Annotated in this window: 12 protein-coding genes; 2 read left to right on the top strand and 10 right to left on the bottom strand. The window is 46.7% G+C overall.

All coding sequences use genetic code 11. The features are described 5' to 3' along the window. Positions 1 to 48: 48 nt before the first annotated feature. The 9 genes from ACIFQM_RS04230 to ACIFQM_RS04190 all read right to left on the bottom strand — a co-directional run bounded on the left by ACIFQM_RS04230 (position 49) and on the right by ACIFQM_RS04190 (position 8,563). Positions 49 to 543: a hypothetical protein gene (locus ACIFQM_RS04230; RefSeq protein WP_430043905.1), complete on the bottom strand. Its 495-nt coding sequence runs from the start codon at positions 541 to 543 to the stop codon at positions 49 to 51. A gap of 63 nt (positions 544 to 606) precedes the next feature. Further along, positions 607 to 1,653 (bottom strand): leucine-rich repeat domain-containing protein, encoded by a 1,047-nt coding sequence (locus ACIFQM_RS04225; protein WP_430043903.1) that lies wholly within the window; start codon positions 1,651 to 1,653, stop codon positions 607 to 609. Positions 1,654 to 1,750: 97 nt separating this feature from the next. Further along, entirely contained in the window at positions 1,751 to 3,052 is a 1,302-nt protein-coding gene (locus tag ACIFQM_RS04220; RefSeq protein ID WP_430043901.1) for a pyrimidine-nucleoside phosphorylase, read from the bottom strand. Positions 3,053 to 3,084: 32 nt separating this feature from the next. After that, the gene (gene deoD, locus ACIFQM_RS04215) at positions 3,085 to 3,792 is read right to left on the bottom strand and encodes a purine-nucleoside phosphorylase (protein ID WP_025686143.1); all 708 of its coding nucleotides are present in this window, start codon (positions 3,790 to 3,792) and stop codon (positions 3,085 to 3,087) included. Between the two features lie 91 nt (positions 3,793 to 3,883). Beyond that, entirely contained in the window at positions 3,884 to 5,065 is a 1,182-nt protein-coding gene (gene deoB / locus ACIFQM_RS04210) for a phosphopentomutase (RefSeq protein WP_430043899.1), read from the bottom strand. A gap of 32 nt (positions 5,066 to 5,097) precedes the next feature. Then, positions 5,098 to 6,276 (bottom strand): NupC/NupG family nucleoside CNT transporter, encoded by a 1,179-nt coding sequence (locus tag ACIFQM_RS04205; RefSeq protein ID WP_430043897.1) that lies wholly within the window; start codon positions 6,274 to 6,276, stop codon positions 5,098 to 5,100. 77 nt (positions 6,277 to 6,353) lie between these two features. Continuing rightward, positions 6,354 to 6,749: a cytidine deaminase gene (locus ACIFQM_RS04200; protein WP_404520749.1), complete on the bottom strand. Its 396-nt coding sequence runs from the start codon at positions 6,747 to 6,749 to the stop codon at positions 6,354 to 6,356. 30 nt (positions 6,750 to 6,779) lie between these two features. After that, a complete protein-coding gene (gene deoC, locus ACIFQM_RS04195) occupies positions 6,780 to 7,442 on the bottom strand; it encodes a deoxyribose-phosphate aldolase (protein ID WP_430043893.1) in 663 nt (220 codons plus the stop codon). Positions 7,443 to 7,627: 185 nt separating this feature from the next. Then, the gene (locus ACIFQM_RS04190) at positions 7,628 to 8,563 is read right to left on the bottom strand and encodes a sugar-binding transcriptional regulator (RefSeq protein ID WP_430043892.1); all 936 of its coding nucleotides are present in this window, start codon (positions 8,561 to 8,563) and stop codon (positions 7,628 to 7,630) included. Between the two features lie 221 nt (positions 8,564 to 8,784). Between ACIFQM_RS04190 and ACIFQM_RS04185 the strand changes: the two genes are divergently transcribed. Continuing rightward, on the top strand, positions 8,785 to 9,198 hold the full coding sequence (locus ACIFQM_RS04185) for a chemotaxis protein CheW (RefSeq protein WP_430043890.1): 414 nt from the start codon (positions 8,785 to 8,787) through the stop codon (positions 9,196 to 9,198). 99 nt (positions 9,199 to 9,297) lie between these two features. Here ACIFQM_RS04185 and ACIFQM_RS04180 read toward each other — a convergent pair whose 3' ends face one another. After that, positions 9,298 to 10,416, bottom strand: coding sequence for a slipin family protein (locus ACIFQM_RS04180; RefSeq protein WP_430065060.1), 1,119 nt, complete (start codon positions 10,414 to 10,416; stop codon positions 9,298 to 9,300). A 798-nt stretch (positions 10,417 to 11,214) separates the two neighbouring features. On the opposite strand from ACIFQM_RS04180, the gene ACIFQM_RS04175 reads away from it, so the two are divergent. Further along, positions 11,215 to 12,633: a helix-turn-helix domain-containing protein gene (locus ACIFQM_RS04175; protein WP_430043886.1), complete on the top strand. Its 1,419-nt coding sequence runs from the start codon at positions 11,215 to 11,217 to the stop codon at positions 12,631 to 12,633. The last annotated feature ends 481 nt before the right edge of the window (positions 12,634 to 13,114 follow it).

Raw genomic sequence — 13,114 nt, 5'->3', positions numbered from 1 at the left:
TAACATAAGTAGGCTAATGACCGCATGTCGTGCCCATATGGAAGGGGCTTACAGCGTAATATACGCGAAGGTTTTCACTGATCCTTTGGAGCCATCATCCGTATTTACATCCAAAATCAGCTCAGTTGTGGAATCCTTCGTTGCTTCATTTTGTTCCTCCGGCTTTACCAACAACAGATCATGCCGTTCTCCCGGCTGCAACGTTCGGCTGGAAAATCCATCTGTCTGACCTGACAAGCCTGACGTACCCGCGCTTTTAAGCTTATATCGTATAGGTTGCTTCCCTGTATTCTTGATGCTGATATACAGCTTCCGTCCCTCTTCAAATGTAAAGTTCGTATGAGCAGGCCCCTCAAATTGCATCTCCTGATCATGTACAATGCGTTTCGCTGCGCTTCCTTGCTCATTCTGCGTACTAAGCGGAACCGTCGAATGACTCTGATTTACTTCTGTAATCGTTGATGTCGGGACGCTCATACTGGCAAAAGTGGCATACCCCACAATTGCCCCTGCGACCCCCATCCAAGCCCACTTATCTACCATTTCATTTCCTCCTTCATAGAACTATGCTGAATCCTAAACGATATAAGCCATTTTCCATACCATTTAGTCGTCGCCGTGATTACACAGATGGAACGGCTTATCCTCCACAAGAAAACGATCCAGCCAGGTCATTTTGAATATAAAATCGGGGGCAGATCCAATCAATCCGTTCACAACATTTAAGGAGCGCAGATTTTTCAGATTTTGTATTTCAGGGGGCAGTGTACGAATTCCGCTATATTGAATATCAAGATACTCCAACTGCTGTAGCTCTCCTATCTCTGGCGGCAAATGCCGGAATGACAACTCATCCTTGGGAATCACCTTGTAATCCGGTGCTGGACGGTCATAGCTCCCACAAGCGATACTCAAGCTTTTGAGTCGTGTTAGCTTGGCAATGTTGGCTGGTAGCTCTTCCAGATCCGCTACTTGTATCGTCAGTGACTCCAACGAATCTAACTCAAATAAAGCGGGCGAAAGTGTCCAGATGTCCTGCTCGAAAATAGTGAGATGCTTCAATAAACGTAATTCCCTGATCCGTTCCGGTATCTCCGTCAAAGCAAACCCCATCAACTCCAACCGATCTGGCTGATGCCGGATGGCATCGTTCAGAAAAGCATCTATATTCTGATGCTCAGGCTTGTGAATGAACACACCGGGGATAAGCTCCTCCAATGCAGCGGCCTCTTCTCTACCCATGTTCAGTCTGCCTATTCGCTCGTGAGCAATGTTAATGATCCAATCCTCTCCTTCGGCATTCTGGAAACACAAATCCTCAGGTACTTTCGGATGCATCCAGGAAAACAGGCTGGACGCTGCTCGCTTTAACAGCTCTCCCGCCTCCGGCGTACATTGGTATCGATAGAACGTTCCTTGTGTATAAGCTATAGCATGTTTTCTTCTCATTTCCTCATAGGAATGCGTCGACAGCAAAAATGGATTCAATTGCTGTAACAGTTCCTTGAACATGATAGTCGTATCGAAATCAATATCCATGTCCTCAGTCTCCCATTCATGTACGCCTAGCATAAAAGTGTCCGCTCGTTCTATAGCATAATCAATCAGCCGTTCATAGGCCGTTCCCCGGACATCGCTGTATAATTCGAACATATCTCTCCCCCTCTATGATGCCCTTCTGCCTTACTATACAAAAAACCGGACTCATATCTATTATGAGTCCGGCTGTCATATTTTTCAAACTTGTATTTTACTCTGTCACCGTTCCGTAGATCAGTACGGGAGCTTCGGCGTGATCCGCAATACGGATGTTCGCGTAGATTTTCTCCAGCACTTGGGCTACATCTTCACGGTTCGCATGGATGGTAACCAATGAATCGCCCACTTTTACAGCATCGCCGACCTTTTTATTCAGCATCAGGCCGACAGCCAGATCGATCTCGGATTCCTTGGTTGCGCGTCCTGCTCCAAGCAGCATCGCAGCGGTACCGATTTCGTCAGCCACGATTTCAGCCACCAAACCATCCTGCTTCGCAGGCACTTCGATGAGATACTGTGCTTGTGGCAAGCGTTCCGGATGATCCACAACCGAAGCGTCACCGCCCTGGTTTGCAATAAACTCTTTGAATTTCTCCAGTGCTTTGCCGTTGTGAATGACTTCTTTGAGCTTCTCTTCGGCGTCTTCAAGGGAATTGGCTTTGCCAGCCAAAAATACCATCTGACTGCCCAAGGCCATACACAGCTCTTCCAGATCCTTTGGTCCTTGACCGCGCAGTGTATCAATCGCTTCTTTGACTTCCAGCGAGTTACCAATGGCAAGACCCAGCGGCTGACTCATATCGGAAATGACAGCCATCGTTTTGCGGCCGACATTGTTACCGATGCTTACCATCGCATGTGCCAGTTCTTTGGCATCATCGACGGTTTTCATGAACGCACCTGCACCTGTCTTCACATCGAGTACGATGGCATCAGAACCGGCAGCGATTTTTTTACTCATAATCGAGCTGGCAATCAGCGGAATCGAGTTTACTGTAGCGGTAACATCACGCAGCGCATACAGCTTCTTGTCCGCAGGTGTTAGGTTGCCACTTTGTCCGATGACCGCAATTTTACTGCGATTGACCAGATCCACGAATTCGTCTTTACTGATTTCTACGTGGAAGCCTGCAATAGCCTCCAGCTTGTCAATCGTTCCTCCGGTATGTCCGAGGCCGCGACCTGACATTTTCGCTACCGGAATATCCAAAGCCGCTACGAGCGGAGCCAGCACCAGCGTTGTCGTATCACCCACGCCGCCAGTGGAGTGCTTATCGACCTTCACGCCTTCAATTGCAGACAAGTCAATCGTATCCCCTGAATGAACCATCGCCATCGTCAGATCGGCGCGTTCGCGTTCAGTCATATCCTTGAAGAAAATGGACATCGCTAACGCACTCACCTGATAGTCAGGAATTTCCCCCTGCGTGTAGCCTTGGATAATAAAATTAATTTCCTCAGTTGTCAGTTCTTTTCCATCACGCTTTTTCTCGATCAAGTCTACCATTCTCATATGTCATTTCTCCTCACTGTGCGTATGATCGTTTACAGGGATATTGCTGTATCCAGGGCAACTTCCATCATTTCTTTAAAGGTCGTTTGCCGTTCTTCCGCTGTCGTTTCCTCACCTGTCAGCAAATGATCGCTTACCGTCAGAATCGTCAACGCGTTTACGCCAAATTTGGCTGCCAGCGTGTATAATGCCGAAGTCTCCATCTCCACACCCAGTACGCCGTATTCCATCAGCTTTTGTGTAATTGATTTGTCATCACGATAAAAGCTGTCCGAGCTGAACACGTTACCGACATGCATCTTCAAGCCCTTGGCAACACCGCGATCATAAGCGCCCTTTAATAAAGGGAAGCTGGCAATCGGCGAATAGTCGTAGCCGCCAAAAATATGGCGGTTCATGCCGGAATCCGTGCAGGAAGCCTGTGCCAAAATAACGTCACGAACATGCACATGCTCCTTCATCCCGCCGCATGTACCTACGCGGAACAAGTTTTTCACACCGTACTCGCTAATCAGCTCGTTGACATAAATACTGATGGACGGCAGTCCCATTCCGGTTCCCTGTACAGACAGGCGTTTGCCCTGATACGTTCCCGTAAATCCGAGCATTCCGCGCACCTCGTTGTAGCATGTTACATCTTCCAGATACGTTTCAGCAATAAACTTCGCCCGCAGCGGGTCTCCTGGCAGCAAAATCGTTTCTGCAATCTCTCCAGGCTTGGCTCCAATGTGTACACTCATGTTTTTATTCCTCCGTCCCATTTGTCCATGCTTATATCGTTATTTATATCGTTACTTATTTATCTTCCTTGTAATCTTGCTTGCGTCCTGACTATTGAAGTTCTGCCAAAAAGCTCGTTCCGTGTTCAGGCAGCTTCACACCAAAGTTATCCGCTACCGTCGCTCCGATATCCGCAAACGTTTTACGTATCGCAAGCTCCTTGCCTCCAGCTGCAAAACGAGGGGAATATACCAAGAGAGGCACATATTCACGTGTATGATCCGTTCCCCGATACGTCGGGTCATTCCCATGGTCTGCGGTGATGATCAACAGATCCTCATCCGTCATTTTAGCGAATACCTCTGGTAGACGGGCATCATAATCGTCCAAAGCCTGACCGTATCCCTGCGGATCACGGCGGTGACCGTATACAGCATCAAAGTCGACCAGATTCAAGAAGCTTAATCCGGTAAAATCTTCATCCAGCGTAGCCACCAGCTTATCCATACCGTCCATATTAGACACGGTGCGCACTGCTTTTGTCACACCCTCGCCGTCATAAATGTCGGAGATTTTACCCAATGCGATCACATCCAGACCTGCATCCTTCAGCTCGTTCATCGTGGTACGACCAAACGGCTTGAGCGCATAATCATGGCGATTGGAGGTGCGGGAGAAGTTACCGGCCTCTCCTACGAACGGACGCGCAATAATCCGGCCCAGCATGTATGGATCTTCCAGCGTGATTTTACGACAAAACTCGCAAATCTCATAAAGCTCCTTTAAAGGTAAAACTTCCTCATGCGCCGCAATTTGCAGCACCGAATCCGCCGATGTATAGATGATGAGCGCTCCTGTCTTCACATGCTCCTCGCCCAGCTCATCCATGATTTCCGTTCCGCTGGCAGGCTTGTTGCCAATGACTTTGCGGCCCGAATGCTCCTCAATGCGCTGAATCAGCTCATCTGGAAAACCATCGGGGAATACGCGGAAAGGAACCGCAATATTCAAGCCCATAATTTCCCAATGTCCGGTCATTGTATCCTTTCCGTTGGACGCTTCCTGCATTTTAGTGTAATACGCGAGCGGCTTCTCAGCGGCTTGCACCCCTTCAATAGGACGAATGTTGGACAGACCAAGCTTACCCATATTGGGCATGTTCAGACCGCCACGTTCGCGGGCAATATGACCCAGTGTATCTACATCGTAATCATCAAACTGGGCAGCATCCGGCGCTTCGCCGATCCCCACAGAGTCCATGACAACCAAGTGAATCCGTTTGAATTTAGACATGATGAAATTCCTTTCCTAACTCGCTGTTTTTTTTACAAAAACAACCCTGCAATAATTGCCGACAGCACGCTAACCAGCGTCGCGCCGTACAACAGCTTCAGACCAAAGCGGGCCACCACATTCCCCTGCTTCTCATGCAGACCCTTCACAGCCCCGGAAATAATACCGATGGACGAGAAGTTTGCAAAAGATACGAGGAATACCGATACGATCCCGACCGTGCGCTCCGACAAGCCCGTTTGCTTGGTCAGATCCAGCATCGCCACAAATTCATTAGACACGAGCTTGGTGGCCATAATACTGCCTGCTTGAACCGCTTCGCTCCATGGAATACCCATGACAAAAGCGATAGGCGCAAACACATAGCCAAGCAATGATTGGAAGCTTATTCCAAGCGCCCAAGAGAAAATTCCGTTAACCATGGCAATCAGCGCCACAAAACCGATCAGCATCGCAGCTACCGTAATAGCGACTTTGAAACCGTCCATAATATACTCCCCGAGCATTTCGAAGAAGGACTGCTTCTCTTCATCCTGAACCTCCAGCAAATCATCTTCCTTCTCAATCTTGTACGGATTAATGATCGAAGAGATAATAAAGCCGCCGAACAGGTTCAATACCAAAGCGGTAACCACATATTTGGGGTTCAACATTTGCATGTACGCCCCCACAATCGACATAGACACCGTAGACATCGCAGACGCACACAGCGTATACAGTCGATGCTTTGGCAGGAAACCAATTTGCTTTTTAACGGAAATAAACACCTCGGATTGACCCAGAATAGCGGAAGCTACAGCGTTGTAAGATTCCAGTTTACCCATTCCGTTTACTTTGCTCAAGACAAGCCCGATATATTTAATAATAAAAGGTAACACTTTTACATATTGCAAAATCCCAATCAGCGCGGATATGAACACGATCGGTAGCAGTACACCGATAAAGAACGGCGCAGCTCCTTCATTCGCAATCCCGCCGAATACAAAGTTAATTCCTTCCATAGCATATCCAATCAGACCATTAAACCCTTTTGCAAAACCTTTGACCAGAATTTCACCAATCTCTGTATACAGCAATACAAAAGCCAGCACCGCCTGTAAAACAACCATAACGACCAGCGGACGATACCTGATTTTATGTTTGTCACTGCTGGCAACGTAAGTAAGTGCAAATACAACGATCAGCCCCAACAGAGCGATTACATATTTCATTTTAATTTCCCCCTTATTACATTAAGCGCTTACATTACCTATAAAAAGAATGCGCCCCGAAAGAGGCATTCTTTTTTTTATTTCCCCAGATCAGCAGGACGAAAAGCACCCGGCAGTAGTTGGTCCACCGTCCACTCTTCCGTGTTGCCATGAAGGTTGGTCAGATACACTTTGGTATCTGGTTGAGCAAATTCGGAAATCACCTGACGACAGGCTCCGCATGGAGACACAGGTCCTGCCGTATCTGCTACAATCGCAATGGCATCAATTTTACGACAGCCTTCAGATACCATTTTAAAAATCGCTGTCCGTTCCGCACAATTGCATAAGCCGTAGGAGGCATTTTCTACATTACATCCGCGATAAACCGTGCCATCGCTTCCGAGAACCGCAGCACCGACCTGAAAATTTGAATACGGAATATATGCCTGTTTACGCGCCTCAAGCGCTTCCTGAATCAATTGATCCTTCATCGCGAATCCCTCCATGACTTTAAGATGATCTTAGTAGGAAGATGTAGACTGCTGGCCCTCGATGATTGTCACACCGGAACTTGCACCGATACGGCTTGCGCCCGCTTCTACTAATTTCTGTACGTCCTCCAGACTGCGTACGCCGCCGGAAGCCTTAACACCAATCTCAGGTCCTACGGTTTTGCGCATCAAAGCCACATCTTCCGCAGTTGCTCCGCCAGTAGAGAAGCCTGTCGACGTTTTCACGAAATTCGCTCCCGCTTTCACGGACAACTCAGAAGCCAGTACCTTTTCTTCATCTGTCAGCAAGCATGCTTCAATAATTACTTTTACCAGTGTACCTGCGGCTGCTTCCACGACTGCACGGATGTCCTGCTCAACGAGCTGTAAATCACGTGCCTTCAAAGCGCCTATATTAATAACCATATCAACCTCAGTTGCACCGTTGGCAATAGCATCCTTCGTTTCGAACGCTTTCGTTGCCGTCGTATTGGCTCCCAGCGGGAAACCGATAACGGTACAAATGTTCACGCCTGTTCCTGTCAGTTGCTCTGCGGAGTAAGCTACCCAGGCCGGGTTCACACATACGGAAGCAAACTGATATTTCTTCGCCTCAGCGGTCAATTTTGTAATTTCATCCTTCGTCGCGTCTGCACGCAACAACGTATGGTCGATCAATCCTGCAATGTTCATTCTCTAAACGCTCCTTCATTAGAGAGATCGTATTAGGACCAATGTCCTTTACTTCTCTGTGATAAGACCATCATAGCACGACATTGAACATATGTAAAACACATTTTGAAATTATGTTCAAGCCTGCACATGAGACGGTACCTACAGTCCACTTAGCTTATACAGTCTCACGCCGAACCAAATGTCTACTGTAAAAGTGCCTGTGCCGTAAACTGATCCGTCACTAAAATATTGGCATACTTACCAAGCAGCGATGCCCGGATGGCCTCCACTTTGCGCTGTCCTCCGGCAACGAGAATCGCCTTCTCCTTCTTGCGCAAATCAGGCAAATCAATGCCGACGGTACGACTGTTAATTTCCTGACTACATATATTGCCCTCATCATCAAAAAAACGTGAGCAAATATCGCCCTTGCCGATTTTTTGCAGCAGCTTCTGCTCCTCATGGTTAAAATAGCCCAATCTGAACAACAGCGCATCCTCTTTGACCGTCCCCACCGTAAACACGGCAATGTTCGCCTGCTTGCCAAGCTCAATGATACGCTGGATGTGCCGATCCTCCTCGACCATTTTCTTGACGGCGTGGCTGTCAAAAATCACAGGCAGCGGCAAATACCGTGCAATCGTGTGAAAGGCTTCCGCGAACAAATTCACCGTCTCCACGGCATACGTGTTGACATGCGAATGGCTTACGCCTCCTTTGAGCTGGACGACCTCGACGCCCTTCACCTGCTTTTGCTGGAGATGAAGCGCCACCGCATGCATCGTCGTTCCCCACGTCACTCCAATAATATCTGCATCTTGTACCGTTTCATGCAAATAATCGGCAGCTTTTTTGCTAATATGCTTCTTGATCTCCTGATATTCATTTAACGGCGAATAGCAGACCAGAACGGTATCCAGCCCGTATTTCTTCTTGACCTGCTCTCCGAGCTCATCCATATCCTCCATCGGATCCACAATACTGATTCTCACATAACCCTGTTCCTTGGCAGCTTGAAGCAACCGCGATACCGTGGGACGCGAAACCCCGAGTCTGACTGCAATTTCTTGCTGGCTATAGTCGTTCAGATAGTATAATCTGGCTGCTTCGATACTTAGACGCTGCTTTTCATGATCCATTCTACCTCAACCCGCTTATCTTAAAATGTAGTGCCACCGGATACGATACCTTGGCCATTTGGAAGATTTAACTGCTATTTTGTGATATTCTGTGAATAGAACCTGGCTACATAGCACCTTCAACTTTATCTTTCCATTTGTTAAAACGCAATAGTTACCCCATTTTACCGTCACTTCACAGCCTGTGGTAGTCTTATCTGAAATGTAAGGAGAATTGGCCTATGTCCGAATTTATTGTGTGCAAACTGGCGAGCAAAACGTTCGCTTTAAACTTTGTAGAAGTGGAAGAAGTCATGAATGCCCGGAAAGGAACACCGCTTCCTTTTTCCGAGCCATGGCATGAAGGAATGGTCACCATTCGCGGCGATGTATTTACGATCCTGAATTTGCGCAAAAAACTGCTGCTCCCCGCTTCAAGCGAGTCCTCTGAGGATAAAATGATTTTGCTCAGCCGGGCAAAAATTGCTCTGCTCGTCGATCAGGTGGAAGATACCGCTTCCGACCTGGACAACCAGTTGAAAAGCAACGAGGAAGAGTGGCAACGCGAGCTATTTCCTACCGTACTGGAGCATCAGGGTGCTCTCGTTCCGGTTATCGATATGGACGCTTTTCTCGCTTCTACCAAGACGAATTAAGCGTATTGATGTAAAATACCACCCAAAGCTTGAGCCGTCTCGCGCTCATCTTTTGGGTGGTATTTTGCGTTAAGGGGCGTGAAACCTGCCGCTATCCCTCTATACGGTCCCTTGTCCTTCTTTCATGTGGACCAGCGAGTTCAACTGTTCCAGCAGCGTATTCCCGCCGGTCAGTGAAATGGTACCAATCTTCTCGCAGATTTTTTCCAGAAACTCCAACTCTTTGAGACGGTAGAGGGTGGCATTTTCGTCCATCAGCTTGGCGGTATTCAGCAGACTGCGAGTGGACGCTGTTTCTTCGCGCCGTGTGATAAGATTGGCTTGAGCCTTTTTCTCTGCCAGCAGCACCGTGTTCAAAATATCCTTGATATCTCCCGGCAAAATAATATCCTTCACCCCTGCCGACGTAAAAGCGACCCCATATTCGCCGCTTTGCTCATTCAGTCGGGTCAAGACATATTCCGCAATTTCCTGCTTCATTTTCAGCAAATCATCCAGCTTCATCGTTCCGACATACTCACGCAGCACCAGTTGAAGCATAATGTACATTTGCTCCTCGAATGCCCGAAATTCCAGCGCCCGCAGCGGGTCAACCATGCGGTACTGACAGACGAAGTTCAGGCGCAGTGTGATTTTGTCCTCTGTCATAATTTCTTGCCCCATCAGGTCCATCTGCTGCTGACGCAAATCTATCGTTCTGATCTCCGTGTTCACCGCCGACATCCAGAAATAATATTTACCCGGCTTCAGCTCGCCTTGCAGCACGTTATCATAATACAGGAAGCCCAGCTCATAGCTTGCCACCTGAAGCGCCTTCCAGTAGCCCTGTGTCTTGGCCAAAAAGGCTTGACCCAACGCCTTGTCAATCGCAGGCTGCCGGGTATCGGCATGAACAAAACGATGCTCCTTGAGCATATTCCAGAAGACATATTTCCCTGCTGGCAGCAGCTCCACGAACCGATTATCCTCATAATGCAGCACATATTCATAATCCTCTACATCGACGACGGTCAATTGCTCCAGTAGAACGGAATCCGTCAAAAACAAACGAATATCATGATCCTGTACAAAAAATGGTTCGGCAACATTTAAAATTTCAACCGTTTCCTGCTGAAATGTCTTCATTACGTAAGTTCCCGGCAGCAGCAGCTTGTGATAGCTTCCCTTTGTAAACAACAGTCCGCGCTCATCCGATTTAATCGTTATTTTCTTAAACATCGTATCACTCCTAGTATTTAAAATCCTCAGCTTAAAAGTGTGCTTTTTTCTACGTGTGGCGGCTCCGCAGTCCATTTGATCTTCCGATCGCTGTTGCCCGCCTTAAAATCAACATACTTTTAAAATGAGGATTCTTCATTTTTATTCGTTGTAGTAGGGGTAGTGACCCTTGCAGAGCATCCCTTCGGGGTGGCGGGCGGGGCCAAGCTTAAGGTGAAAGGAAGGTGCCGCCTGTTCCCGTGTTGCGAGGATGGAATTCATCAGTCCAATATCAACTGTGAATTCGCACTCCCGAAGCCTCGGGGCCTGTCGGCGCTTGCTCTCTCCGGTATCCGCTGACCGCATAGCCACCTCCCCGTCTCTGTCATGTGGACCAGACATGGGATACTCATTAGGGTCTTTGTAGTGGTTTTTTTCGATTTTTTTGAATACTCTACCATGAGTCGCTTGGAAGGCGATTGGGATTCGAACCCATTTGGTGGATACATCAGATTTACAGGATACCTCACCCGATCAGGCAGGCACTGCGGGACCATTTGAAATCCTCACCTCGGTAATATCTTTCTGTATCAGCCTTTATCATTATCACGCACACCCGCACTCACGAACATGGCGAAAGTATTACGACTCCATAAAAAGTAAATAAGACACACTGTAAACCGAACTGATTTTTTACAATTAATTGGTTATAATCCATGCGGATAATGGAAAAATTGCATTGACACATGTTAATATTTGGACAATAATTTGAGGTGTAATTATAAAATTTGGATTTTTTGTACGAAGGGTGGTTATGACTTGGAACATACACCTACGATTTTAGCGGAGCTGGAAGATTATCTAAAGCAAAATGACTTGACTGTAGCAGAATTAGCAGATCGTTCAGGCGTACATCAAAGGACGCTTAATACTTGGATTACTAAGCATCGCCCTGTGGCAATACATCAAGTGGATCGAATCACGCTGGCTATGGGATTGCCAGAAGGTTATTTTCACGAACGATACATAGATCATTACATCATCGAACGTTCCCCGGATTGGCGGCGAATTGAACCGGTATTGTATCGCTGTGCTGAACTGGATAAGCTGGAAGCGATTCAGCGTATAGTTGGACACATCATGGACAACCTGCTCTATTCCCCGAAGCTGTTTGATGCAGCAGAAACATTATTCGCACAAGGTCGACGTGCTGCTGCGCTGTTCCTCTATAAAGGAGTTGCAGAGGCCGAGAAGTACCAGCACTCTGAACGCTTGGCCATCTGTCAGTATCGACTGTTTACGATTCAAGTTGGAGACGATAAGAATCAAAATCTCAAGGCAGCTACTCGATTTGAACCCTTTGTCGAACGTTTGGACGAGATAGAGCAACTGGACGCGCTAAAAGATTTGGCGAACGTGTATCGTTCTTTAGATGAATGGGACATGCTTTATGAAACGGCTCAGATCATGAGAGGAAAAGCGGAAATTCAATATACACTGAAACATCAGCAGAAAAATCGGAAGCGTGAAGATCGGGTTAAGCAGTTGAGTCGTCCCATGTTTGTGTACATTGCCTATGCCGACTTATTGTGTGCGAGTACTTGTGAAGCCAAAGGTGATTATGAGCAAGCCCTACAATTTACTTACGCCTATACCGATTTAGACTGGGTCATAGAGACGGAAGAAAATACCTTGCATTGGGTCAGCTTGTTCAAGCATTGGGCGCAAGCTAATACTGTCGTGAATAAGCTTTTATCTGGAGATATAAGTGTGCTACACGATTATGTTGAATATATTGCTGCATCTTCAGATACAGCTGAAGAAGATAGGATTATCCAACTTCTGAACATTATGATAGCTGCTAACCGATATACAATAGATGTCGATGATGTACTTTCACAATTTGAAGGAGACATTAATTCTTTTGCTCAATTACCAGCATCTGCTGATATGTACACTCAACAAGTTTCACCGAATTATCTGGCGTATTTTGGTTATGAGTTGGCCTATTACTATCTATACAAAGGGATGTATAGTGATGGCTTTAAACATTTAAAATCTGCGACACTAAAAGCAATTACACTAAAAAATGATACCTATTTTATAAACTGTATGGGTCTATTCGACCATTTTAAATCCTACGCAATGGATGAAATCAAGGTGGAGTTCTCAAAATTTATTGAAAAGGCGTGGTCAAATAATGTTAAAAAAAATGGTGCCGCTGATCGTCGCGGTTAGCTTTTTGTTTATTATAACAGTGCCTGTGCATTCGAATAATCATGATCAGGGTATCCAACCTCTTGTACAACATGGAGGAGCTTAAACGGCTAGGAATAAGCGAAGGCCCGCCGACCCGTTATGAACTGATCCCATAATTGTAGACATTTGGCTTAAGCTACTATAGAGGACTGTAGTCGGTATTCTACCGGGGACAGTCCTTTGTGCTTTTCTTGGTTCTACGATGATTACACTATCGAATACCATTCACCCCATAAGACATTCACCTTATGAGTTATTCATCCCATTAACCATTCACCCTAATAAACGTTAAGTATATAAAAAAAGAATCCTCCAGGCTTTTTAGCCCTTCAGATCCTCAATCTTTAAAAGTCTTTAAAGTCCTTAAATCTTTCGCCCTTCCCCCATGCCCTACCCCATTTCGAAAAAATGAGTTACTTTGTGGCGGGTAGTAGCGGAGCGGAGGGGTTGAATCTGGAGA

Source organism: Paenibacillus sp. NRS-1782 (genome assembly GCF_050467685.1).
Lineage (GTDB): Bacteria > Bacillota > Bacilli > Paenibacillales > Paenibacillaceae > Paenibacillus > Paenibacillus terrae_A.
This window is presented reverse-complemented; position numbering and strand designations above follow the sequence as displayed.